This window comes from Pseudomonas sp. PvP001, from assembly GCF_040546375.1.
Taxonomy (GTDB): Bacteria; Pseudomonadota; Gammaproteobacteria; order Pseudomonadales; family Pseudomonadaceae; genus Aquipseudomonas; species Aquipseudomonas coleopterorum.
The window spans coordinates 3713899-3737197 of the sequence record NZ_JBEPNQ010000001.1; the positions used below are offsets into that span (position 1 = coordinate 3713899).

A 23299-nucleotide genomic window follows, 5' to 3' on the forward strand; every position below is an offset into this window, starting at 1 on the left:
CCGTTTCCTTTAAGGTATGGCGCCAAACGGATCAACCGGCCGGCCGCTTGGCCGTCGACCCAAGACGGATGCCTATGAACCCGAATTTTCTTGATTTCGAACAGCCGATCGCTGACCTGCAAGCCAAGATCGAAGAGCTGCGCCTGGTAGGCAACGACAATTCGTTGAACATCGGCGACGAGATCTCTCGCCTGCAAGACAAAAGCAGCACGCTGACCGAAAGCATCTTCGGCAACCTGACCAGCTGGCAGATTGCCCGGCTGGCGCGTCACCCGCGCCGCCCGTACACCCTGGACTACATTCAGCACATCTTCACCGAGTTCGATGAGCTGCACGGCGACCGTCATTTCTCCGACGACGCTGCCATCGTCGGCGGTGTCGCTCGTCTCGACGAGCAGCCGGTGATGATCATCGGCCACCAGAAAGGCCGCGAAGTGCGCGAGAAGGTCCGTCGCAACTTCGGCATGCCGCGTCCGGAAGGCTACCGCAAGGCGTGCCGCCTGATGGAAATGGCCGAGCGCTTCAAGATGCCGATCCTCACCTTCATCGACACGCCGGGCGCGTACCCGGGCATCGATGCCGAAGAGCGCAACCAGAGCGAAGCGATCGCCTGGAACCTGCGCGTGATGGCACGCCTGAAAACGCCGATCATCGCCACGGTCATCGGTGAAGGCGGTTCGGGTGGTGCATTGGCCATCGGTGTCTGCGATCAACTGAACATGTTGCAGTATTCGACCTATGCGGTGATTTCGCCGGAAGGTTGCGCGTCGATTCTGTGGAAAACGGCCGAAAAGGCGCCGGACGCCGCCGAAGCCATGGGCATCACGGCCGAGCGCTTGAACCACCTGGGCATTGTCGACAAGGTGATCGACGAGCCGCTGGGTGGCGCCCATCGCGATCCGGTCGCCGCCTCGGCCCTGATCCGCGCCGAGCTGACCAGCCAACTGGACATGCTCAAGGGCTTCGACACCGAGACGTTGCTCAGCCGCCGGTATGACCGGTTGATGAGCTACGGGTTGTAAGGTTCGAGACCGCGGCGCGCCCTTCGCGGGCAGAGGGCTCAGCCGCCCGCCCCGCTCCCACAGTGGACGGAGTGAGCCCATATTTGTGGGAGCGGGCTCTGCCCGCGAAGGGCGCACCGCCGATTCAAGGCCCATCCCCGATCCGTGTGGGAGCGGGGCGGGTGGCTGAGCCCTCTGCCCGCGAAGGGAGCACCGCTCATACCTCGCTTTGCCCAGTGAGGGCCGCACCTTATGCGTGAATCCTCAGTCTTGATGCAACGATTACAGGCCCGGTTGCAACCCTACCTCTCAGCCCCTGCCTGGTACGTCGCCTTCTCCGGCGGCCTCGACTCCACCGTCCTGCTGCACCTGTTGGCCGGTCTACCCAAGCGTCCGCCGCTGACTGCTCTTCATATCCATCACGGTCTGCAATCGGTCGCCGATACCTGGCCCGCACACTGCCAATCCCTGTGCGATCAGCTCGGTGTGCCATTGCGCATTATCCGGGTGCAGGTCGAGAACGGCCCCAGCCTGGAACAAGCCGCGCGTCAGGCACGCTATCGAGCCTTCGATGGGATACTCGGGAGTGGCGATGTCCTGTTCGCCGCCCAGCACCAGGATGATCAAGCCGAAACCCTGCTGTTTCGTCTGCTGCGCGGCGCTGGCGTGCGGGGGCTTGCGGCGATGCCACAGCAGCGACCGCAAGGGCAGGGGATCTTGGCCAGGCCGCTGCTCGATGAACCTCGCAGCGAACTGGTCGCGTACGCTCGTGCCGAGGGCCTGGACTGGATCGACGACCCCTCCAATGCCGATACCCGTTTTTCGCGCAATTACTTGCGCCGCGACGTGCTGCCCGTGATCACGGCGCGCTGGCCCCAGGCGGCGGGCAGCATTGCCAGGGCGGCCGCCCATCTGGGCGAAGCGGCGCAGTTGCTGGAGGAGCTGGCCGAAGCGGACCTGGAGCCTGCGCGCGCATCGGTCGAGCATTGCTGGCTGTCCGTACCGAGCCTGGCCCTGGCGCCGCTGCAAGCGCTGTCCGACAGCCGTCAGCGCAATGCCCTGCAGTGCTGGCTGGCAGGCCTGACGCGCCTGCCCGACACCCAGCACTGGGTCGGATGGACATCTTTGCGCGATGCCGATGCGGCAGCCACGCCCGTCTGGCGACTGGCCGACGGCGAGCTGCACAGGGCGCACGGACGGATCTGGTGGGTCAGTGGCCAATGGTCGCAGGCTCAGCCTGCGATTCAGGCATGGCCGTGTCTTCAACAGGCCTTGCAGCTACCGGGCAACGGAGAGGTACGATGGCAGGGCAGTCCGCCGCCCGGTCAGGCGCAGATTCGCTACCGCCAGGGCGGCGAAGGCCTGCGCTTGCCCGCTCGCGGGCAGCGAGACCTCAAACGCCTGCTCAACGAAAGCCGCCTGCCGGGGTTCGTGCGCGATCGCCTGCCTCTGCTGTTCGTCGACGACCAGCTGGTGGCCGTGGCCAACCTGCCGCTGTCCAGCGTCGATGGCCAACTGGTGTGGTCGCCGCCGACCGGCGAGCAGAGTTTGAGATGAAAGGGGGAATCCGGTAGACTACGCTCCCTTCTTGATACAGCTTCTGTGAGCCCACCGGATTCACGGACGTTGCCGATTGCCAAACCGTTTTTGGCCGTCGGGGGCTTCGGCCTTCCTTCGCTTTCCCCGGCGGCTTCTGCCGCTTTAACGCAGACTTCTAGGGTTTTTCATGACGCGCTACATCTTCGTCACGGGCGGTGTTGTTTCTTCATTGGGGAAAGGCATTGCCTCGGCTTCATTGGCGGCCATCCTGGAGGCGCGGGGGCTCAAAGTCACCATGCTCAAGCTTGACCCGTACATCAACGTCGACCCGGGCACCATGAGCCCGTTCCAGCACGGTGAAGTGTTCGTCACCCACGACGGCGCCGAGACCGATCTGGACCTGGGGCACTACGAGCGGTTCATCCGCACGACCATGACCCAGAACAACAACTTCACCACCGGCCGCGTCTACGAGCACGTGTTGCGCAAGGAACGTCGTGGTGACTACCTGGGCGCGACCATCCAGGTCATCCCGCACATCACCGACGAGATCAAGCGCCGCATCATCAAGGGCGCCGGCGATGCCGACGTGGCCATGGTCGAGATCGGCGGCACCGTGGGCGACATCGAATCGCAACCGTTCCTGGAAGCCATCCGCCAGTTGCGCTTCGAAGTCGGCGCCAAGCGCGCGATGCTGATGCACCTGACGCTGGTCCCGTACATCGCCACCGCCGGCGAGACCAAGACCAAGCCGACCCAGCATTCGGTCAAGGAACTGCGCTCCATCGGCCTGCAGCCCGATGTGCTGGTGTGCCGCTCCGATCACCCGATCGACACCTCGTCGCGTCGCAAGATCGCGCAGTTCACCAACGTCGAAGAGCGCGCGGTCATCGCCCTGGAAGACGCCGACACCATCTACAAGATTCCGGGCATCCTGCACTCCCAGGGCCTGGACGATTTCGTCGTCGAGCGTTTCGGACTGCAGTGCGGCAGCGCCGACCTGTCCGAGTGGGACGCGGTGGTCGATGCCAAGCTGAACCCGGAACACGAAGTGACCATCGCCATGGTCGGCAAGTACATGGAACTGCTCGATGCCTACAAATCGCTGATCGAAGCGATGAGCCATGCCGGCATCAGCAATCGCACCAAGGTCAACCTGCGCTACATCGATTCCGAAGACATCGAGAACCAGGGCACTGCCCTGCTCGAAGGCGTGGATGCCATCCTGGTTCCCGGCGGCTTCGGTCTGCGCGGCGTGGAAGGCAAGATCACCGCCGTGCAGTACGCCCGCGAGAACAAGGTGCCGTACCTGGGCATCTGCCTGGGCATGCAGGTAGCGGTCATCGAATTCGCCCGTAACGTGATGGGCTGGAAAGACGCCAACTCCACCGAATTCGATCGTGCCAGCGGCCACCCGGTGGTCGGTCTGATCACCGAATGGGAAGACGCCACCGGCGCCGTGGAAACCCGTACCGAAGCTTCCGATCTGGGCGGCACCATGCGCCTGGGTGCGCAGGACTGCCAGCTGATCAGCGGTTCCAAGGTGCACGATTGCTACGCCCGCGATGTGATCGTCGAGCGTCATCGTCATCGCTACGAAGTGAACAACAACCTGCTGCCGCAACTGGTCGACGCCGGCCTGGTGGTTTCCGGTCGCTCGGGTGATGGTGCGCTGGTCGAAGTGGTCGAGTCCAAGGACCATCCGTGGTTCGTGGCCTGCCAGTTCCACCCCGAGTTCACCTCGACGCCGCGTGACGGTCACCCGCTGTTCAGTGGCTTCGTCAAGGCTGCATTGGCTCAACATCAGAAGAAGGCCTGACCCTCATGGCGCAGAAGATCATCCGCGTTGGCGACATCGAGATCGCCAACGACAAGCCATTCGTCCTGTTCGGCGGCATGAACGTGCTGGAATCGCGCGACATGGCCCTCAAGGTCTGCGAAGAATACGTGCGGGTGACCGACAAGCTCGGCATCCCCTACGTGTTCAAGGCCAGCTTCGACAAGGCCAACCGCTCTTCGGTGACCTCCTACCGTGGCCCCGGCCTGGAAGAGGGCATGCGTATCTTCGAAGAGATCAAGCAGACCTTCAACGTGCCGCTGATCACCGACGTCCACGAGCCTGCGCAGGCTGCCGTGGTCGCCGAAGTCTGCGACATCATCCAGTTGCCGGCCTTCCTGTCGCGCCAGACCGACCTGGTGGTCGCCATGGCCAAGACCGGTGCGGTCATCAATATCAAGAAGGCCCAGTTCCTGGCGCCGCAGGAAATGAAGCACATCCTGACCAAGTGCGAGGAAGCCGGTAACGACCAGTTGATCCTCTGCGAGCGTGGTTCGAGCTTCGGCTACAACAACCTGGTGGTGGACATGCTCGGCTTCGGCATCATGAAGTCGTTCCAATACCCGGTGTTCTTCGACGTCACCCATGCCCTGCAGATGCCGGGCGGTCGCAGCGACTCGGCCGGTGGTCGCCGTGCCCAGGTCACCGACCTGGCCAAGGCCGGCCTGAGCCAGGGCCTGGCAGGTCTGTTCCTGGAAGCCCACCCGGACCCGGACAACGCCAAGTGCGACGGCCCGTGCGCACTGCGTCTGGACAAGCTGGAGCCGTTCCTCGCCCAGCTCAAGGCGCTCGACGAACTGGTCAAAGGTTTCCCGGCGATCGAAACGGCCTGATTGCGGTAAAGTAGTGCCCGATTTGTTGTGGTGAACCTTTCGCGGGCATAGACCCGCTCTCACAGGGCTCCATGTGGGAGCGGTTCTCTGCCCGCGAATGGGCCACCAAGACCCCCGCTGCGTCGTTCTCGTCTACTTTGGAGTGTTCATAACAATGGCAAAAATCGTCGACATCAAAGGTCGTGAAGTTCTCGACTCCCGTGGCAACCCTACCGTGGAAGCCGACGTGCTTCTGGAAAACGGCATCATCGGCACTGCCTGTGCACCGTCGGGCGCGTCCACCGGCTCGCGTGAAGCGCTGGAGCTGCGCGATGGCGACAAGAGCCGCTACCTGGGCAAGGGTGTTCTGAAAGCCGTGGCCAACATCAATGGCCCGATTCGCGATGCGCTGCTGGGCAAGGACCCGGTCGACCAGAAGGCGCTGGACCACGCCATGATTGCCCTGGACGGAACCGAGAACAAGGCATCGCTGGGCGCCAACGCCATCCTCGCCGTGTCCCTGGCTGCCGCCAAGGCCGCTGCACAGGACCAGGACCTGCCCCTCTACGCGCACATCGCCAACCTCAATGGCACCCCGGGCGTCTACTCCATGCCCGTGCCGATGATGAACATCATCAACGGTGGCGAGCACGCCGACAACAACGTCGACATCCAGGAATTCATGGTCCAGCCCGTTGGCGCCAAGACCTTTTCCGACGCCCTGCGCATGGGCACCGAAATCTTCCACCACCTCAAGGCAGTACTGAAGGCTCGCGGCCTGAGCACTGCGGTAGGTGACGAGGGTGGCTTCGCCCCTGACCTGGCCTCCAACGAAGACGCCCTGAGCGCCATTGCCGAAGCCGTCGAGAAGGCCGGCTACAAACTGGGCACCGACGTGACCCTGGCACTGGACTGCGCTGCCAGCGAATTCTTCGAAAACGGCACCTACGATCTGGCCGGTGAAGGCCACAAGTTCGACGCCGAAGGTTTCGCCGAATACCTCAAGGGCCTGACCGAGCGCTACCCGATCATCTCCATCGAAGACGGCCTGGACGAGTCGGACTGGGCAGGCTGGAAGATCCTCACCGACAAGATCGGCGAGAAGGTTCAGCTGGTAGGTGACGACCTGTTCGTGACCAACACCAAGATCCTCAAGGAAGGCATCGACAAGAAGATCGCCAACTCGATCCTGATCAAGTTCAACCAGATCGGCACCCTGACCGAAACCCTGGAAGCCATCCAGATGGCGAAGGCCGCAGGTTACACCGCGGTGATCTCGCACCGCTCCGGCGAAACCGAGGATTCGACCATTGCCGACCTGGCCGTGGGTACCGCTGCCGGTCAGATCAAGACCGGCTCGCTGTGCCGCTCCGACCGCGTTTCCAAGTACAACCAACTGCTGCGTATCGAAGAGCAATTGGGCGCCAAGGCGATCTACCGTGGTCGCGACGAGTTTCGCGGCTAAGCAATAGATGGTAGAAAGACGACATGCGGAGCCTGGCGGATGCCAGGCTTCGTGCTATCTGGTCGCAGAGTTGAAGTTTTTTACCACTGGGTAATGTGATGCGCAGTCCTTATTGGTTGTTTCTCGTCTTGCTTCTGCTCCTGGGTGGTTTGCAGTATCGCCTGTGGGTCGGAAACGGAAGTCTCAAGCAGGTAGCCGAGCTGAAACAGCAGATCGCCGAACAGCACGCCGAGAACGAGCGGCTGCTGGAACGCAATCGCGTGATGGACGCTGAAGTACTCGAATTGAAAAAGGGCATGGAGACCGTGGAAGAGCGCGCTCGCCATGAACTGGGCATGGTCAAGGAGGGTGAAACCCTCTATCAGTTGGCCCAATGAAGACCTCGCTGCCAGCCTTCTGGGCAGTGATTCCCGCTGCAGGCGTGGGTGCGCGCATGGCGGCGGACCGTCCCAAGCAATACCTGAACCTGGGCGGTCGTACCATTCTGGAACACAGCATCGATTGTTTTCTCGGGCATCCGCAGCTCAAGGGCGTGATCGTCAGCCTCGCTGCCGATGATCCGTTCTGGCCCGAACTGCCCAGCGCCCGCAACGAACTGATCCAGCGCGTGGCCGGCGGCCGCGAGCGGGCCGATTCGGTGCTCAACGCCTTGCTGCATTTGCATGCCCAGGGCGCAGACGAAGGCGATTGGGTGCTGGTGCACGATGCAGCGCGTCCCAACCTGTCCCGTGCCGATCTGGACAAGCTGCTCGCCGAGCTTGCCGACGACAGCGTGGGCGGGCTGCTGGCCGTACCGGCGCGGGACACGCTCAAGCGTGCCGATGCGACCGGGCGCGTTCAGCACACCGTGGATCGCAGCACGATCTGGCAGGCGTTCACGCCGCAGATGTTCCGCCTGGGCGCCCTGCATCGAGCCTTGGCCGACAGCCTGGTGGCCGGCGTGGCCGTTACCGACGAAGCGTCGGCCATCGAATGGGCCGGGTTTGCGCCGAAACTGGTCGAAGGGCGGGCGGACAACCTCAAGGTGACCCGACCGGAAGATCTCGAGTGGTTGCGTCAGCGTTGGGCCATGCGCGGCTGAAGGCGCGCGCTGACCTTGTTCGCGGCCGATGACCGCTCCTACAGATATTCCGGCCTCTCACTCAACCCCGTCCGCAGATAGTCCACCAGCTTTCTGACCTTCGGCGACAGGTGACGCTGTTGCGGATAAAGCCCCCATACCGCCGTATTGGGCGGCTGGTGGGCGTCGAGCAGCGACACCAGCGCACCGCTGCGCAGATGTTCGAGCACATAGTAGTCGGGCAACTGGCACAGCCCTACGCCCTGCAACGCTGCTTCGAGCACCGCCTGACCGCTGTTGCAGCGCCAATTGCCTTGTACCCGCTGCGCCTGCTCCTTGCCATCGACCTGCAAGGGCCAGATGTCCGAGCTGCCCACCAGGCAATTGTGCCGCGCCAATTCCGACACGCTGTGCGGGCGTCCGTATCGCGCCAGGTACAAGGGTGAGGCGCAGAGGAACATCCTCCGCGGGGCCAAACGGGTCGCCACCAGCCGTGAGTCTTGCAGGCGACCCAGCCGGATGGCCAGATCCAGGCCCTCGTGAAGCAGGTCCAGGGTGCGGTTGCTCAGCTCGATGTCCACGCGCAGTTGCGGGTACAGCCCCATGAAGCGCGTGACCAACGGCACGATGAAGCGCTCGCCGTAGGCCACGGCGCAGGTCAGGCGCAGCAGCCCCTTGGGTTCCCCGGTCAGATCGCTCATGGCGCGCCAGGCTTCGTCGCGGCCATCCTGCAGGCGTTGGCAATGTTGCAGGAACGTCTGGCCCGCCTCGGTCAGCGCCACGCGTCGCGTGCTGCGATAGAGCAGACGCGTCTGCAGGCGCTCTTCCAGCCGAGCGATCTGGCGGCTGACATGGGACGACGATACGCCCAGGCGCTGAGCCGCAGCGCTGAAATGAGCGCACTCGGCCACCGCGACGAACTCGTCGATCCCCTCCCAGCGGTTGTCACTCATCCGATTATCCCTGTACAGCATCAATGTTTTGCCGAAGGGGTGATTATTCCGTATTGGTCGATGAATTACACTGTGGGCAGTCCCGTTCATTCCAGGAGCAGCATTGATGATCAAGTCCCGCGCCGCCGTTGCATTCGAAGCCAACAAGCCGTTGGAAATCGTCGAGATCGACGTGGCCATGCCCAAGGCCGGCGAAGTCCTGCTGCGCGTAGTCGCGTCCGGCGTCTGCCACACCGACGCGTACACTCTGTCGGGCGCGGACCCGGAAGGTATCTTCCCGTCGGTACTGGGCCATGAAGGTGGCGCCATCGTCGAAGCCGTGGGCGAGGGCGTCACCTCGGTTGCGGTGGGCGATCACGTCATTCCGCTGTACACACCCGAGTGCCGTCAGTGCAAGTTCTGCAAGTCGGGCAAGACCAACCTCTGCCAGGCCATCCGCGCCACCCAGGGCAAGGGCCTGATGCCTGATGGCACCACGCGCTTCTCGTACAACGGCAAGGAACTGTTCCACTACATGGGGACGTCGACGTTCTCCGAGTACACCGTGCTGCCGGAAATCTCGGTGGCCAAGATCGACAAGCAGGCGCCGCTGGAAAAGGTTTGCCTGCTGGGTTGCGGTGTCACCACCGGTATCGGTGCGGTACTGAACACGGCCAAGGTCAAGCCAGGCGACACCGTGGCGGTGTTTGGTCTGGGTGGCATCGGCCTGTCGGCCATCATCGGTGCGGTCAAGGCCAAGGCCGGTCGGATCATCGCCATCGACATCAACCCGAGCAAATTCGAGATCGCCCGTCAGTTGGGTGCCACCGACTGCATCAATCCCAAGGAATATGACCGTCCGATCCAGGAAGTCATCGTCGACCTTACCGACGGCGGCGTGGACTTTTCCTTCGAGTGCATCGGCAACGTGCAACTGATGCGTGCAGCCCTCGAATGCTGCCACAAGGGCTGGGGCGAATCGGTGATCATCGGTGTGGCCGGCGCCGGCCAGGAAATCGCCACGCGGCCATTCCAGTTGGTCACCGGTCGGGTCTGGCGCGGTTCGGCGTTCGGCGGCGTGCGCGGGCGCACCGAGTTGCCCAGCTATGTCGAAATGGCCGAGACCGGCGAAATCCCGTTGGACACCTTCATCACCCACACCATGGGTCTGGAAGACATCAACAAGGCGTTCGACCTGATGCACGAAGGCAAGAGCATCCGCTCGGTCATCCACTTCTGAGGTCTGCCATGAGCCTGGAAAACCTGTCGTGCCAGAAGAGCTTCGGCGGCTGGCACAAGCGTTACAAGCATCGTTCCAAAACGCTGAATTGCGACATGACCTTCGCCGTGTACCTGCCGCCGCAGGCCGAGGAGGGCGGCAAGTTGCCCGTGCTGTACTGGCTGTCGGGGCTGACCTGCACCGACGAGAACTTCATGCAGAAGGCCGGTGGTCTCAAGCTGGCCGCGGAACTGGGCCTGATCATCGTGGCGCCCGACACCAGCCCTCGCGGTGCCGACGTACCGGATGATCCGGAGAAGGCCTGGGATTTCGGTCTGGGTGCCGGGTTCTATCTGAACGCCACCGAGCAGCCGTGGGCGCAGCACTATCACATGCACGACTATGTGGTGCATGAGTTGCCTGACCTTGTGGAAGCGCACTTTCCGGCCTCGGACAAACGCTCGATCAGCGGCCACTCGATGGGCGGCCACGGTGCGCTGGTCTGCGCGCTGCGCAACCCAGGGCGCTACCGGTCGATCTCGGCGTTCTCGCCGATCAGTAATCCGATGGATTGTCCGTGGGGGCAGAAAGCGTTTTCCCATTATCTGGGCGAAGAGCGCTCGCGCTGGCGCGAATGGGACGCCAGCGTGCTGATCGCCCACGCGGCGGAACATCTGCCGCTGCTGGTGGATCAGGGCGATCGCGACGACTTCCTCGAGAACCAGCTCAAGCCGCAGGCCTTGAGCCAGGCGGCAAAGGCTGCAGGCTATGCACTGACGCTGCGCATGCAGCCGGGCTATGACCACAGCTATTACTTCATCGCCAGCTTCATCGATGACCATTTGCGGCATCATGCCAAGGCCTTGGGGTGACTGGACGGGCCCTTTCGCGGGCAGAGGGCTCGCCGCCCGCCCCGGTCCCACAAGAGATGCAGTGGTCCTCAGGGCGGCGCGACCCTTGTGGGAGCGGGGCGGGCGGCGAGCCCTCTGCCCGCGAAAGGCCCATCACCCTCATCCACAGATGTTTTGATCCGCCCAACCTGTGCCAAAGCAGGTAGAATCACGCCCTGACTCAATCAGGGCGTTTTTTTCTATGCGTATTGGCCACGGCTACGACGTGCACCGATTCGCCGAGGGTGACTTCATTACCCTGGGCGGCGTGCGAATCCCTCACAAGTTCGGCCTGCTGGCTCATTCCGACGGCGATGTGGTGCTGCACGCCTTGAGCGATGCCTTGCTCGGCGCCGCTGCGCTGGGCGACATCGGCAAGCACTTTCCGGACACCGATCCGCAGTTCAAGGGCGCGGACAGCCGTGTGCTGCTGCGTCATGTGGTGTCGGTAGTGGCCCAGAAAGGCTGGAAAGTCGGGAACGTCGACGCAACCATCGTGGCCCAGGCACCCAAGATGGCGCCACACATCGAAACCATGCGGGAACGGATCGCCGCCGATCTGGGCGTGGAGCTGGACCAGGTCAACGTCAAGGCGACCACTACCGAGAAGCTGGGCTTCGCCGGGCGCGAGGAAGGTATCGCCGTGCATGCGGTCGCCTTGTTGCTGCGCGCATGACCGAACTCGAACTGCTCGGCCCGCGAGCTTCAGGCGACAGCCTGGGCAGCGCCGTACTCAAGGCCAGCGCCGAAGACTTTCAGGTCGATGAAGTGCTGGATATCCCCTTGTCCGGTCAGGGCGAGCACCTCTGGCTGTGGGTCGAAAAACGCAACCTCAATACCGAAGAAGCGGCACGCCGCCTGGCCAAGGCCGCTGGCGTACCGCTGCGCACCGTCAGCTACGCGGGCCTGAAGGATCGCCAGGCGCTGACCCGGCAGTGGTTCAGTCTGCATCTGCCTGGCAAGGCCGATCCGGACCTGAGCGCGGCGCAGAACGACACCCTGGTCATCCTCAAGCAGGCCCGGCACTCGCGCAAATTGCAGCGCGGCGCCCACTCGGCCAACGGCTTCACCGTGCGCCTGACTGCGCTGAAGGCGGATCGGACCGCGCTCCACGCGCGCCTTGCAGAAATCCAGCAGACTGGCGTACCGAATTATTTCGGCACCCAGCGCTTCGGTTTCCAGGGCGGCAACCTGTACGACGCTCGGCAGTATGCCGAACGCCAGGCCCTGCCCGAGCAACGCAACGTGCGTTCGCGCCTGCTCTCCACAGCGCGTAGTTTTCTGTTCAACCAGATACTCGCCGCGCGCGTCGCCGACGGTACCTGGAACCGTGCCCAGGTTGGTGATCTGCTGGCCTTCACCGACAGCCGCAGTTTCTTTGTGGCCGGTGAAGCCGAATGCAGCGACCCGCGACTGGATATCCTCGACCTGCACCCCACCGCAGCGCTGTGGGGCGAGGGCGCTTCGGCCGCCAGCGGCCATTGCGCCGACCTGGAAAACACCGTGGCCGGTCAGCATCCAGCACTCTGCGCCTGGCTCGCCCGGGCCGGTCTGGAACAGGAGCGACGCATTCTGCGGCTGCCCATTGGCGAGCTGACGTGGCATTATCCCGAGCCTGACATCCTGCAGTTGCACTTCGTCCTGCCGGCCGGTTGCTTCGCCACTGTCGTGGTGCGCGAACTCGTCGATCTGGTGCCGACAGGGCAGACGGAAAGTCCATGCGTATTCTGATTTCCAACGATGATGGGGTCACCGCCCCCGGCCTCGCCGCGCTTCACGACGTGTTGCAGGGCTACGCCCAGTGCACGGTGATCGCCCCCGACCAGGACCGCAGCGGCGCCAGCAGTTCGCTCACGCTGGATCGGCCACTGCACCCGCAGACCCTGCCCAACGGCTTCATCAGCGTCAACGGCACGCCTACCGACTGCGTGCACCTGGGTCTCAACGGCCTGTTGCCCTTCGAGCCGGATCTGGTGGTTTCAGGCATCAACCTGGGCGCCAACCTGGGCGACGACGTGCTGTATTCAGGCACCGTGGCCGCCGCCCTCGAAGGGCGCTTCCTGGGGCACACCTCGTTTGCCTTCTCGTTGCTGTCGCGTCAGCCCGAGCACCTGCCGACCGCGGCGTACTACGCGCGCAAGCTCATCGAGGCCCGTGACCAGTTGAACCTGCCGCCGCGCACCGTGCTCAACGTGAACATTCCCAACCTGCCGATCGAGCGTATTCGTGGCATGGTCCTGACCCGTCTGGGCCATCGGGCCCGAGCCGCCGCACCGATCCGCATGGTCGACCCGCGCGGCAAGCCCGGCTACTGGATCGCGGTGGCCGGCGACGCCGAGGACGGCGGTCCCGGCACCGATTTCCACGCAGTCATGCAGGGCTACGTGTCGGTCACCCCTCTGCAGCTGGACCGTACCTTCAACCAGGCCTTCGAACAGGTTCAAGGCTGGCTCGAGGGGCTCGGTTGATGCGCAATAGAGACAATCAGCACCACGGCATCGGCATGACCTCGCAACGTACCCGCGAGCGCCTGATCCAGCGGTTGTGCGACGAAGGCCTGGCCAACACCCAGGTGCTCGAAGTGCTGCGCCGCACGCCTCGCCACCTGTTCGTCGACGAAGCCCTTGCCCACCGCGCCTATGAAGACACGGCGCTGCCCATCGGCCACAACCAGACCATTTCCCAGCCTTACATGGTCGCCCGCATGAGCGAGCTGTTGCTCGCGGCGGGTCCCTTGGACAAGGTCATGGAGATCGGCACCGGTTCGGGCTACCAGACGGCCGTATTGGCCCAACTGGTGGAACGGGTGTTCTCGGTGGAACGGATCAAGGTCCTGCAGGATCGCGCCAAGGAGCGCCTGCAGGCCCTCGATCAACGCAACGTGGTGTTCCGCTGGGGCGATGGCTGGGAGGGCTGGCCTGCGCTGGCGCCGTACAACGGCATCATCGTGACCGCCGTGGCGACCGATGTTCCGCAAGCCTTGCTCGATCAACTCGCGCCCGGTGGTCGGCTGGTGATTCCGGTCGGCTCCGGCGACGTCCAGCAATTGATGCTGATCGTACGCGAAGAGCACGGTTTCTCCCGGCATGTCCTGGAGGCGGTACGTTTCGTGCCGTTGCTCAACGGTCCGCTGGCGTGATCGGTGTGGCCGTGCGGAGTGAATTCTGCCGCCCGCCGCCTGTCTGACAGCGGGTCGTGGCGCCGGTACGGCCAGAGCCTGCATCCAGGCGCGTCGAAGTCGAGCAGTGAAGTTGGATATTTTTTTGTCACCACAACAAAGGAGCGGCGGGTGAGCCTCACAATCATTGGGCAGCGTGCAGGTAGTTCGAGCTTCAAGCTCCTGATGCTCGGGGTTGCGGTCGCAGCCTTTCTGTCCGGCTGCTCCAGCACCTCCAGCCAGGTCAGCGTGGTCGACCGCAACAATGCGGCCAAGGCGGCGCAGCGCCAGCCCGTGACCACCGGCCAGTACGCGGTCAAGCGCGGCGACACACTGTTCTCCATCGCTTTCCGCTACGGCTGGGACTACAAGGCTCTGGCCGCGCGCAACAATATTCCCGTGCCCTATACCATTCGCCCCGGTCAGGTGATTCGCTTCGACGGCAGCTCTGGCACGCCAGCGACCACCGTGGTCACCACCCAGAGTGGCGCCTCGGCATCGTCCTCGAGCCGTACCACCGTCACCCGCCGACCGCTCACCACGGCGCCGACCACGACCACCAGCAGCGCTGCCATCCCCGTGCCCTCGCCCACGCCGGTGCCCGCCGGCGAGCGGACCCAAGGTGGCTGGGCGTGGCCGGCGAACGGTGTTTTGATCGGCAAATTTGCTTCAAACGGCAGTTTGAATAAAGGAATTGATATCGCCGGTGATTTGGGACAGCCTGTTTTTGCTGCGTCTGATGGTGCTGTGGTTTACGCCGGGAGTGGATTGAGGGGCTACGGCGAGTTGGTCATCATCAAACACAGCGATACCTACGTCAGTGCCTACGGTCACAACCGCAGGTTGTTGGTTCGGGAGGGTCAGCAGGTCAAGGTCGGTCAGACAATTGCCGAAATGGGTTCAACGGGGACGGACCGGGTGAAGCTGCATTTTGAGATTCGCCGCCAGGGCAAGCCCGTAGATCCGCTGCAGTTCCTGCCACGTCGTTGATTTGCACTGCCAGCCTGTTCCTTCACGTAGTGGGGACGGGCTCAAGCGCTGCCATGGAGATTGGCGCCGCTGGAGCTTGAGGTCGAACTCAGCAAAGGACTATAACAATGGCTCTCAGCAAAGAAGCGCCGGGGTTTGACATCGACGATGAGGTGCTCCTTATGGAACCCGGCATCGTATTGGATGTGATGTCGGACGAAGAACCTGCTGCACCCGCGGTTCGCACCAAGGCCCGCAGTTCCACATCGCTCAAACAGCACAAGTACATCGATTACACGCGGGCGCTCGACGCGACCCAGTTGTATTTGAATGAAATCGGTTTTTCACCTCTGCTTTCACCCGAAGAAGAGGTGCACTTCGCACGGCTTTCCCAGAGCGGCTGCCCAGCCGGTCGCAAGCGCATGATCGAAAGCAACCTGCGCCTGGTCGTGAAGATAGCCCGTCGCTACGTCAATCGCGGCCTGTCGTTGCTCGACCTCATCGAGGAGGGCAACCTGGGGCTGATTCGCGCGGTCGAGAAATTCGACCCCGAGCGCGGCTTCCGCTTCTCGACCTATGCCACCTGGTGGATCCGGCAGACCATCGAACGGGCGATCATGAATCAGACCCGTACCATCCGCCTGCCGATTCACGTGGTCAAGGAACTCAACGTGTACCTGCGCGCCGCGCGCGAGCTCACGCAGAAGCTCGACCACGAACCGTCCCCCGAGGAAATCGCCAACCTGCTGGAAAAGCCCGTGGGCGAGGTCAAGCGCATGCTTGGGCTCAATGAACGTGTGTCTTCGGTGGACGTATCGCTGGGGCCGGATTCGGACAAGACCCTGCTCGACACCCTCACCGACGACCGCCCCACCGACCCTTGCGAGCTGCTGCAGGATGACGATCTGTCACAGAGCATCGACCAGTGGCTGTCCGAGCTGACCGACAAGCAGCGTGAAGTGGTGGTGCGCCGTTTCGGCCTGCGCGGGCACGAGAGCAGCACGCTGGAGGATGTCGGTCTGGAGATCGGCCTGACCCGCGAACGCGTACGCCAGATCCAGGTGGAAGGCCTCAAACGATTGCGCGAGATACTCGAGAAGAACGGGCTGTCCAGCGAGTCGCTGTTTCAATAGGCTCGCCGACATGGCCAATGAATACGCCCCTTTCGCAGGGGCGTTTTTATTGGCCGCTGTAATGTTGCAGGTGATTGTCAGTATTTCCGACGACGTTATGTAAGCCTTTGGCTATAAAGCGAGTCAAAGTTCCGTAATTTGAAATCCCGCAGGTTGCAACTGTCTGTTCCGCCGCAACTTATTCAATAATCTGACACCAAAGTCAGCTTTCTGCGAGAATTAACCGAAGTTGTCTTAACTCCTGGATACGTTAATATCAAGGCGTGTTCAGGGACGACACAGGTACTCAGGATCGAGTGCCCAAAAGGGATATCGCAGTGACGCGATTCATCAGGACGATGACAGGGATAAAAGGGACAGGGAAAGGTGGGCGGCTCATTACCGCCCCTTTTTTTTGTCTTTTTTTTGGGTGGGAAGCAAATCACCAGCCGTTCGAACGGGCGTCACCTCAGTGATCGCGGCCGAACGGGGCTGGCGCGGGGCAGCAGGAACGACTTAGCGCTCCAGATCCTTGATCTTGCCTTTGACGCCGTCGAACTCTTCGGCTTCAGGCAGTGCATCCTTCTTCTCGGTAATGTTGGGCCAGACTTCGGCCAACTCCACGTTCAGCTGGATGAACTCCTGCATGTCTTCGGGCACCTCATCTTCCGAGAAGATGGCTTGGGCCGGGCATTCTGGCTCGCACAGTGCGCAGTCGATGCACTCATCCGGGTGAATCACCAGGAAATTCGGGCCTTCGTAGAAGCAGTCCACCGGACAGACTTCCACGCAGTCGGTGTACTTGCACTTGATGCAGTTGTCGGTGACGACGAAGGTCATTTCTATTTCTCTCCTCAGGCGGCGGCAGCGAAGCCCTTCACAGGGCCGCTTGGTTTGGGACAGGCAGCCGCAGACCAGGCTAATAGCCGTTGGCATTCCCAAACCGCGCGGGATTCTAGCAGCTTGTAGGAATAAGCGTTAGACCCGGTTCTTCAGTGCATAGAGCAATTCCAGCGCTTGGCGCGGGGTCAGTCCATCGATATCGGTCTTGGCAAGCTGCTCCAGTACCGGGTGTGGCAGGCTCGCGAACAGGTCGGCCTGATGCGGCGCGGCCGTCTTGCCAGGTGCGGGCGTCGGGGCCTCGTGGGGCAGGCTGGTGGTTTCCAGACGGCTCAGGTGCTCCTTGGCCCGCTGGATCACCGCGCCTGGCACGCCGGCCAACTGCGCAACCGCCAGACCATAACTCTGGCTGGCGGGACCGGCGAGCACATGGTGCAGAAAAACGATGCGTTCGTTGTGTTCGGTAGCGCTCAGGTGCACGTTCGCCACCAGTGGCTGGCTCTCAGGCAGCACCGTCAGCTCGAAGTAATGAGTGGCGAACAGCGTGTAGGCGCGCAGTCCGGCCAGGCATTCGGCGGCAGCCCAGGCCAGCGACAGGCCGTCGAAGGTGCTGGTGCCGCGACCGACTTCGTCCATCAACACCAGGCTGCGCTCGGTGGCGTTGTGCAGAATGTTCGCGGTCTCGCTCATCTCGACCATGAACGTCGACCGGCCGCCGGCCAGATCGTCACTCGAACCGATGCGGGTGAAGATGCGGTCGACCAGTGACAGCTCGCAACTGGCCGCCGCGGCACGAAGCTGCCGATGTGCGCCAGCAACACGATCAAGGCGGTCTGCCGCATGTAAGTGGACTTACCGCCCATGTTCGGACCAGTGATCACCAGCATGCGAGTGCTGTCGTCCAGGCTAAGGTCGTTGGCCACGAACGGCGTGGTCAGCACTTGCTCGACAACCGGATGGCGGCCCTGGCCGATGCGCAGGCACGGCTCTTCCACGAAGCGCGGACGATTGAGGTCCAGGTTCAGGGCCCGCTCGGCCAGGTTGCTCAGCACATCCAGCTCGGCCAGCGCTGCTGCAGTGTCCTGCAAAGGCGGCAGATGGCCGATGAGGTTTTCCAGCAGCGCTTCGTACAACGACTTTTCGCGCGCCAGGGCGCGACTCTTGGCCGACAGCGCCTTGTCTTCGAAGGCCTTGAGCTCGGGAGTGATGAAGCGCTCTGCGCCCTTTAGCGTCTGCCGCCGGATGTAGTCCGCCGGTGCCTGCTCGGCTTGCTTGCTGGGCAGTTCGATGAAGTACCCGTGCACACGGTTGTAGCCCACCTTCAAATGGGACAGGCCGGTACGAGCCTTTTCGCGCGCTTCGAGATCGATCAGGAACTGCCCGGCGTTCTCGCTCAGCGACAGCAGTTCGTCCAGCTCGCTGTCGTAACCGGTTTTCAGCACACCGCCGTCGCGGATCACCGCAGGTGGGTTGTCGACGATGGCCTTGGCCAGCAGATCGGCCAGCTCTGGATAGGTCCCGGCGATGGCCGCCAGCTGCGCCAGATGCGGCGCTTCGAGTTCGGCCATCGCCACCTGCAGCTCGGGCAGGGCGGCCAGGGCGTCACGCAACCGCGCCAGGTCCCGCGGCCGGGCATTGCGCAACCCGATCCGCGCGAGGATTCGCTCGATGTCGCCGATTTCCTTGAGCTGGGGCTGCAGACTTTCGAAGCGGTAGCCTTCCAGCAGGCAGCTGATCGAGCCCTGGCGTGCCTGCAGCACCTTGAGGTCACGCAGGGGGCGATTGAGCCAGCGCGTCAGCAGGCGGCTGCCCATCGCGGTCTGGCAGCGGTCGATGACCGATTGCAGGGTATTGTCGCGCCCGCCGGCCAGGTTGGTGTCCAACTCCAGGTTGCGACGGCTGGCACCGTCCAGCACCACCGTGTCATCCAGGCGTTCGTGACGCAAGCTGCGCAGATGGGGCAGGGCGGTGCGCTGGGTTTCCTTGGCATAGCCGAGCAGGCAACCGGCGGCGCCGATGGCCAGGGTCAACTTCTCGCAACCAAAGCCCTTGAGGTCTTGGGTGGCGAACTGCTGACACAGGCTCTTGTGCGCGGTATCGCGCTCGAAGTCCCAAGGCGCGCGACGGCGCGAGCCTTTGCGCTTCTCGGCTGGCAGCCCCTGGGGCCAGTCATCGGGAATCAGCAACTCGACCGGATTGATCCGCTCAAGCTCCGCCAACAGGTTTTCCCAGCCCGCCAGCTCCATGACCATGAAGCTGCCGCTGGTGATGTCCAATACCGCCAGACCGAACAGGCGTTCGTCGCCCAGCACGGCCGCGATGAGGTTGTCGCGACGCTCGTCGAGCAACGCTTCGTCGCTGACCGTACCCGGGGTGATGATGCGTACCACTTGCCGCTCGACCGGCCCCTTGCTCGTCGCCGGGTCGCCGATCTGCTCGCAGATCACCACCGATTCGCCCAGCTTGACCAGCTTGGCCAGGTAACCTTCGGCCGCATGGTAGGGAATACCGCACATGGGGATCGACTGCCCCGCCGACTGGCCACGGGCAGTCAGGGTGATGTCGAGCAATTTGGCCGCTTTCTTCGCGTCTTCGTAGAAGATTTCGTAGAAATCGCCCATGCGGTAGAACATCAGCTGTTCAGGATGCTGGTTCTTCAGCTTCCAGTACTGTTGCATCATCGGGGTGTGGTTAGAAAAATCGGACATTCAAGGACTTAGCTCGCGGGTGTCTTGGGGGACGTAAGGCAGGTCGCCAATAGTACAGGGATTTTTTTTGCGATGTAGGACGTTGGCAGTGCAGACGCAGTCGCACGAATGCCCGCCGGATCGGTCGTATCCAGGCAGGCCACGGCGACTTTTGACCTGCATGGCGCGAGGGCGTAGCCTCGTTGGCCGCCTTATCAAGGAGCTGCTATGGACGCCTCGACCTCACTCTCTGCCGACCTCGGCGAGCGCCTGCTTGGCCTCGGCGCCCAGGTCACCACGGCGGAGTCCTGCACAGGCGGTGGCATTGCCGAAGCCATCACACGAATCGCCGGCAGCTCGGCATGGTTCGAAGCGGGTTACATCACCTATTCCAATACGCAGAAAACCGCCCAGTTACAGGTTCCGACCGAGCTGTTCGAACAGGTCGGTGCCGTCAGCCGCGAGGTGGTCGAAGCCATGGTGCGCGGTGCTCAGCAGCACAGCAGAGCACGCTTTGCCGTGGCAGTCAGTGGCGTCGCCGGCCCTGGCGGTGGCTCCGCTGACAAGCCGGTGGGCACGGTGTGGTTGGCCTGGGCCGACGGCACTCGGCTGTTCAGCCGGCGCGAGCAGTTTGCCGGCGACCGCGATGCCGTGCGCCGGCAAACCGTGGTCGCTGCGCTTCAGGGTTTGTTACACCTTGCCGCTGGAGAAAAACCGTTTCCGGGGTAGGCGAGGGACGTGGTATGTGGAATAATACTGGCTACTTATACAGGTGTTCTGGCCGTCAGGCCTTATTGATTACGTGAGGACTTCAATGGACGACAACAAGAAGCGTGCCTTGGCTGCGGCCCTGGGTCAGATCGAACGTCAATTCGGTAAGGGCGCCGTCATGCGCATGGGTGACCACGATCGCCAAGCGATTCCGGCCATCTCTACCGGTTCGCTCGGTCTGGATATCGCGCTGGGTATCGGCGGTCTGCCAAAAGGCCGGATCGTCGAGATCTACGGTCCGGAATCGTCGGGTAAGACCACGCTGACGCTTTCGGTCATCGCCCAGGCTCAGAAGGCCGGTGCAACCTGCGCCTTCGTCGACGCCGAGCACGCGCTGGATCCCGAATACGCTGGCAAGCTGGGCGTCAACGTCGACGACCTGCTGGTCTCCCAGCCGGACACCGGCGAGCAGGCGCTGGAAATCACCGACATGCTGGTGCGCTCCAACGCGGTCGACGTGATCATCGTCGACTCCGTGGCCGCACTGGTGCCCAAGGCTGAGATCGAAGGCGAGATGGGCGACATGCACGTGGGTCTGCAGGCACGCCTGATGTCCCAGGCGCTGCGCAAGATTACCGGTAACATCAAGAACGCCAACTGCCTGGTCATCTTCATCAACCAGATCCGCATGAAGATCGGCGTGATGTTCGGCAGCCCGGAAACCACCACCGGTGGTAACGCGCTGAAGTTCTATGCCTCGGTTCGCCTGGACATCCGCCGCACCGGCGCAGTCAAGGAAGGCGACGAAGTGGTAGGCAGCGAAACTCGCGTCAAGGTCGTCAAGAACAAGGTGGCACCGCCATTCCGTCAGGCCGAGTTCCAGATCCTGTACGGCAAGGGCATCTACCTGAACGGCGAAATCGTCGATCTGGGTGTGGCCAATGGGCTGCTGGAGAAGTCGGGTGCCTGGTACAGCTACCAGGGCAGCAAGATCGGTCAGGGCAAGGCCAACTCGGCCAAGTTCCTGCAAGACAACCCGGAAATCAAGGCCACTCTCGAGAAGCAGATCCGCGACAAACTGCTGACCGGCGGTACCGACAAGGCGGCAGCAGACAAGGCATCGGCGGCGACTGCACCCGCTGCCGACACGGCTGAAGCAGAAGCTGATTTCTGATTAGCCCATGCCACCTGTCGTACTGGATACACCCGTCGCCGTGCGACGGTCTGCCATGGACCTGCTCGCACGTCGCGAGCACGGTCGAGTCGAGCTGACGCGCAAATTGCGTCAGCGCGGCGCCTCCCCCGAAATGATCGACACCGAGCTTGATCGTCTCACCGACGAAGGCTTGTTGTCCGAAGCGCGTTATCTGGAAAGCTTCATTCGCTACCGAGCCAACTCGGGCTACGGGCCTGCGCGGATACGCGAGGACCTGACCCAGCGCGGTCTGCAGCGGGCTGATGTCGAACAGGCACTTCGTCAAAGCGGATTCGATTGGGGCGTACAGCTGCGTGATGTCTGGGAGCGCAAGTTCGCCGCCAGGCTTCCCATTGAAGCCAAGGAGCGAGCCCAGCAGACCCGCTTTCTGGCTTATCGGGGCTACCCGATGGAGCTGATTTCCCGTCTACTCAACGGCAAGGATCTGGACTGACCCTTTTCGCCGTTGAGTCAGCGGTGCTCGGCGAGGAGCACCGTCACTTTTCTCAGAGTATTATTTGCCGCAATCCTTGGCGGTGTAGGACTGAGTACCGATGGTGCGATTGGTCTTGTATTCGGTGAAGTCGTAGCGCATCACGGCACCCTGTGCCATCAGGTTGCGGAATCCCTTGTTGCGACACACGCTGGCACCCAGCTGCAGGTACACGGTTTTGGGATCACGGCGCATCTCTTCGGCCTGGCTTTCGCGAACGCTCAGATGGTTGATCAACTGGTTGCCTTCGACGGTGAAACCTTGATCGAGGATGTCCTCGTTGATTGCGCGCGGCGTACCCACACTGCTTTGCTGAGCGACTTTCTGCAGGTTTTTCGACAGCTCCATCTCCTTCAACGAGGCAGCGTGGGCGGCCAGCGGCAGGGCAAGCAGCAAGGCGAAGGATGGGGCGATAAAGCGCAGCATGAAACACTCCTGGGCAAAAAGCCGGGCAAGACAAGTGGGCGTAAGACCTGTCGATGGTACAGGCGTTCACCCACCTCTGAGGGTAGGCGGATTATACGGTGCGACACGTCCGCTCACCATCGGCATCGCTGCCAGGGTCAGCTCTGTTAGAATCCGCGCCCCAGTTCCCAGCGTGATCTGCAATGAGCCATGCCGTTTTCCGTCTGCGCAGCGAGCGTCTGGCGCGCAGTACCCAGCCATTTACCGCAAGGGGTTCGCGTGCGCCGCGCTGCCCGCCGTTGCCGGGTCATTCCCCAGTACTGTCTGTGCGCCTGGCGCCCCAGCGTCGCTGCGCAATCGGCCATGTGCCTGCTGATGCATGACGTCGAACCCATGAAACCCAGCAATACCGGTTGGCTGATCGCGGACGTGATCGCCGACACCCATGCCTTCATGTGGTCACGGGTGGGTGTCGACCCACAGTTGCTGGCGCTGCTGGCCGACCCACAGTGGCAACCCTACCTGGTCTTTCCCGGAGAATTCGTCGAGCCGCAGCGGGTGACGAACAGCGTGACTCCGCAACCCGGCCGGCGTCCGCTGTTCATCTTGCTGGACGCCACCTGGACCGAAGCGCGAAAGATGTTCCGCAAGAGCCCCTATCTGGCCTCGCTGCCGGTGCTGAGTCTGGCGCCTGAGCAACTTTCGCGCTACACCTTGCGCCGTTCCAAGCGTGATGATCACTTCTGCACGGCCGAGGTGGCCGCGCTGTGTCTGGAGTTGGCCGGGGACGAGGCGGCAGCGCGAGTGCTGGATGCCTATCTGGACGTGTTCAGTGCACACTACCTGGCGGCGAAATTCCAGGAGCCCGTCGACGAGACGGATGCGGGGCATCGGTTCCTGGCCGACTACCTATAATTCTGGGCACTGTGTCGAATCCGAGTCGACTCTGGCCGTGGAGTCGCTTGACCACCATGA

Annotated in this window: 21 protein-coding genes and 2 pseudogenes; 19 read left to right on the forward strand and 4 right to left on the reverse strand. The window is 62.7% G+C overall.

What is annotated here, in order from left to right; all coding sequences use genetic code 11:
• The first annotated feature begins 74 nt into the window (after positions 1-74).
• The 7 genes from ABMD26_RS17015 to ispD all read left to right on the forward strand — a co-directional run bounded on the left by ABMD26_RS17015 (position 75) and on the right by ispD (position 7735).
• On the forward strand, positions 75-1022 hold the full coding sequence (locus ABMD26_RS17015; RefSeq protein WP_043185110.1) for an acetyl-CoA carboxylase carboxyltransferase subunit alpha: 948 nt from the start codon (positions 75-77) through the stop codon (positions 1020-1022).
• Between the two features lie 252 nt (positions 1023-1274).
• A complete protein-coding gene (tilS, locus tag ABMD26_RS17020; protein ID WP_502948321.1) occupies positions 1275-2558 on the forward strand; it encodes a tRNA lysidine(34) synthetase TilS in 1284 nt (427 codons plus the stop codon).
• Between the two features lie 169 nt (positions 2559-2727).
• Positions 2728-4359 (forward strand): CTP synthase, encoded by a 1632-nt coding sequence (pyrG, locus tag ABMD26_RS17025; protein ID WP_049862275.1) that lies wholly within the window; start codon positions 2728-2730, stop codon positions 4357-4359.
• Positions 4360-4364: 5 nt separating this feature from the next.
• Positions 4365-5210 (forward strand): 3-deoxy-8-phosphooctulonate synthase, encoded by an 846-nt coding sequence (gene kdsA / locus ABMD26_RS17030; RefSeq protein ID WP_049862274.1) that lies wholly within the window; start codon positions 4365-4367, stop codon positions 5208-5210.
• A 154-nt stretch (positions 5211-5364) separates the two neighbouring features.
• Complete coding sequence (gene eno, locus ABMD26_RS17035) at positions 5365-6654, forward strand: phosphopyruvate hydratase (protein WP_049862273.1); 1290 nt, start codon at positions 5365-5367, stop codon at positions 6652-6654.
• 98 nt (positions 6655-6752) lie between these two features.
• Positions 6753-7031 carry a cell division protein FtsB gene (gene ftsB / locus ABMD26_RS17040; protein WP_043185120.1) on the forward strand — a complete coding sequence of 93 codons (279 nt, stop codon included), beginning with the start codon at positions 6753-6755 and terminating at the stop codon, positions 7029-7031.
• Positions 7028-7735, forward strand: coding sequence for a 2-C-methyl-D-erythritol 4-phosphate cytidylyltransferase (gene ispD / locus ABMD26_RS17045; RefSeq protein ID WP_122743734.1), 708 nt, complete (start codon positions 7028-7030; stop codon positions 7733-7735). Before ftsB ends, ispD begins: the two co-directional genes overlap by 4 nt.
• 38 nt (positions 7736-7773) lie before the next feature.
• Here the strand turns inward: ispD and ABMD26_RS17050 are convergent, their stop codons facing one another.
• Positions 7774-8667, reverse strand: a complete 894-nt coding sequence (locus ABMD26_RS17050; RefSeq protein WP_049862271.1) for a LysR family transcriptional regulator — start codon at positions 8665-8667, stop codon at positions 7774-7776.
• A 106-nt stretch (positions 8668-8773) separates the two neighbouring features.
• Here ABMD26_RS17050 and ABMD26_RS17055 point away from each other — a divergent pair, with 106 nt between their 5' ends.
• From ABMD26_RS17055 to rpoS, 8 genes are all read left to right on the forward strand, one after another.
• Entirely contained in the window at positions 8774-9886 is a 1113-nt protein-coding gene (locus ABMD26_RS17055; protein ID WP_043185129.1) for an S-(hydroxymethyl)glutathione dehydrogenase/class III alcohol dehydrogenase, read from the forward strand.
• A gap of 8 nt (positions 9887-9894) precedes the next feature.
• Positions 9895-10737 carry an S-formylglutathione hydrolase gene (gene fghA, locus ABMD26_RS17060; RefSeq protein ID WP_354310851.1) on the forward strand — a complete coding sequence of 281 codons (843 nt, stop codon included), beginning with the start codon at positions 9895-9897 and terminating at the stop codon, positions 10735-10737.
• 220 nt (positions 10738-10957) lie between these two features.
• Entirely contained in the window at positions 10958-11431 is a 474-nt protein-coding gene (gene ispF / locus ABMD26_RS17065; protein ID WP_049862269.1) for a 2-C-methyl-D-erythritol 2,4-cyclodiphosphate synthase, read from the forward strand.
• A complete protein-coding gene (gene truD, locus ABMD26_RS17070) occupies positions 11428-12486 on the forward strand; it encodes a tRNA pseudouridine(13) synthase TruD (RefSeq protein WP_354310853.1) in 1059 nt (352 codons plus the stop codon). The genes ispF and truD overlap by 4 nt, the downstream gene beginning before the upstream one ends.
• The gene (gene surE, locus ABMD26_RS17075; RefSeq protein ID WP_090359736.1) at positions 12474-13223 is read left to right on the forward strand and encodes a 5'/3'-nucleotidase SurE; all 750 of its coding nucleotides are present in this window, start codon (positions 12474-12476) and stop codon (positions 13221-13223) included. The genes truD and surE overlap by 13 nt, the downstream gene beginning before the upstream one ends.
• Before the next feature lie 35 nt (positions 13224-13258).
• Entirely contained in the window at positions 13259-13894 is a 636-nt protein-coding gene (locus ABMD26_RS17080; protein ID WP_161804308.1) for a protein-L-isoaspartate(D-aspartate) O-methyltransferase, read from the forward strand.
• A 150-nt stretch (positions 13895-14044) separates the two neighbouring features.
• On the forward strand, positions 14045-14902 hold the full coding sequence (locus ABMD26_RS17085; protein ID WP_122743730.1) for a peptidoglycan DD-metalloendopeptidase family protein: 858 nt from the start codon (positions 14045-14047) through the stop codon (positions 14900-14902).
• 107 nt (positions 14903-15009) lie between these two features.
• Complete coding sequence (rpoS, locus tag ABMD26_RS17090; RefSeq protein WP_049862264.1) at positions 15010-16014, forward strand: RNA polymerase sigma factor RpoS; 1005 nt, start codon at positions 15010-15012, stop codon at positions 16012-16014.
• Between the two features lie 495 nt (positions 16015-16509).
• Here rpoS and fdxA read toward each other — a convergent pair whose 3' ends face one another.
• Positions 16510-16833 carry a ferredoxin FdxA gene (gene fdxA / locus ABMD26_RS17095; RefSeq protein WP_043185148.1) on the reverse strand — a complete coding sequence of 108 codons (324 nt, stop codon included), beginning with the start codon at positions 16831-16833 and terminating at the stop codon, positions 16510-16512.
• Between the two features lie 138 nt (positions 16834-16971).
• Positions 16972-19541: pseudogene (gene mutS, locus ABMD26_RS17100) on the reverse strand (DNA mismatch repair protein MutS).
• A gap of 207 nt (positions 19542-19748) precedes the next feature.
• Between mutS and ABMD26_RS17105 the strand changes: the two are divergent.
• From ABMD26_RS17105 to recX, 3 genes are all read left to right on the forward strand, one after another.
• Positions 19749-20249, forward strand: a complete 501-nt coding sequence (locus ABMD26_RS17105) for a CinA family protein (protein WP_192000914.1) — start codon at positions 19749-19751, stop codon at positions 20247-20249.
• An 85-nt stretch (positions 20250-20334) separates the two neighbouring features.
• Positions 20335-21405: a recombinase RecA gene (gene recA, locus ABMD26_RS17110; protein WP_043185156.1), complete on the forward strand. Its 1071-nt coding sequence runs from the start codon at positions 20335-20337 to the stop codon at positions 21403-21405.
• A gap of 7 nt (positions 21406-21412) precedes the next feature.
• Positions 21413-21880: a recombination regulator RecX gene (gene recX, locus ABMD26_RS17115; protein WP_082484628.1), complete on the forward strand. Its 468-nt coding sequence runs from the start codon at positions 21413-21415 to the stop codon at positions 21878-21880.
• Between the two features lie 60 nt (positions 21881-21940).
• Here recX and ABMD26_RS17120 read toward each other — a convergent pair whose 3' ends face one another.
• Positions 21941-22345: a PA3611 family quorum-sensing-regulated virulence factor gene (locus ABMD26_RS17120; RefSeq protein WP_049862260.1), complete on the reverse strand. Its 405-nt coding sequence runs from the start codon at positions 22343-22345 to the stop codon at positions 21941-21943.
• Positions 22346-22527: 182 nt separating this feature from the next.
• Between ABMD26_RS17120 and ABMD26_RS17125 the strand changes: the two are divergent.
• Positions 22528-23239: pseudogene (locus ABMD26_RS17125) on the forward strand (tRNA-uridine aminocarboxypropyltransferase).
• Positions 23240-23299 lie beyond the last annotated feature (60 nt).

Bases quoted from the DNA above. Each gene is read 5' to 3' on its own strand.
- ABMD26_RS17015 (WP_043185110.1), top strand. From the start codon at position 75: ATGAACCCGAATTTTCTTGATTTCGAACAGCCGATCGCTGACCTGCAA.
- tilS (WP_502948321.1), top strand. From the start codon at position 1,275: ATGCAACGATTACAGGCCCGGTTGCAACCCTACCTCTCAGCCCCTGCC.
- pyrG (WP_049862275.1), top strand. From the start codon at position 2,728: ATGACGCGCTACATCTTCGTCACGGGCGGTGTTGTTTCTTCATTGGGG.
- kdsA (WP_049862274.1), top strand. From the start codon at position 4,365: ATGGCGCAGAAGATCATCCGCGTTGGCGACATCGAGATCGCCAACGAC.
- eno (WP_049862273.1), top strand. From the start codon at position 5,365: ATGGCAAAAATCGTCGACATCAAAGGTCGTGAAGTTCTCGACTCCCGT.
- ftsB (WP_043185120.1), top strand. From the start codon at position 6,753: ATGCGCAGTCCTTATTGGTTGTTTCTCGTCTTGCTTCTGCTCCTGGGT.
- ispD (WP_122743734.1), top strand. From the start codon at position 7,028: ATGAAGACCTCGCTGCCAGCCTTCTGGGCAGTGATTCCCGCTGCAGGC.
- ABMD26_RS17050 (WP_049862271.1), bottom strand. From the start codon at position 8,667: ATGAGTGACAACCGCTGGGAGGGGATCGACGAGTTCGTCGCGGTGGCC.
- ABMD26_RS17055 (WP_043185129.1), top strand. From the start codon at position 8,774: ATGATCAAGTCCCGCGCCGCCGTTGCATTCGAAGCCAACAAGCCGTTG.
- fghA (WP_354310851.1), top strand. From the start codon at position 9,895: ATGAGCCTGGAAAACCTGTCGTGCCAGAAGAGCTTCGGCGGCTGGCAC.
- ispF (WP_049862269.1), top strand. From the start codon at position 10,958: ATGCGTATTGGCCACGGCTACGACGTGCACCGATTCGCCGAGGGTGAC.
- truD (WP_354310853.1), top strand. From the start codon at position 11,428: ATGACCGAACTCGAACTGCTCGGCCCGCGAGCTTCAGGCGACAGCCTG.
- surE (WP_090359736.1), top strand. From the start codon at position 12,474: ATGCGTATTCTGATTTCCAACGATGATGGGGTCACCGCCCCCGGCCTC.
- ABMD26_RS17080 (WP_161804308.1), top strand. From the start codon at position 13,259: ATGACCTCGCAACGTACCCGCGAGCGCCTGATCCAGCGGTTGTGCGAC.
- rpoS (WP_049862264.1), top strand. From the start codon at position 15,010: ATGGCTCTCAGCAAAGAAGCGCCGGGGTTTGACATCGACGATGAGGTG.
- fdxA (WP_043185148.1), bottom strand. From the start codon at position 16,833: ATGACCTTCGTCGTCACCGACAACTGCATCAAGTGCAAGTACACCGAC.
- ABMD26_RS17105 (WP_192000914.1), top strand. From the start codon at position 19,749: ATGGACGCCTCGACCTCACTCTCTGCCGACCTCGGCGAGCGCCTGCTT.
- recA (WP_043185156.1), top strand. From the start codon at position 20,335: ATGGACGACAACAAGAAGCGTGCCTTGGCTGCGGCCCTGGGTCAGATC.
- recX (WP_082484628.1), top strand. From the start codon at position 21,413: ATGCCACCTGTCGTACTGGATACACCCGTCGCCGTGCGACGGTCTGCC.
- ABMD26_RS17120 (WP_049862260.1), bottom strand. From the start codon at position 22,345: ATGCTGCGCTTTATCGCCCCATCCTTCGCCTTGCTGCTTGCCCTGCCG.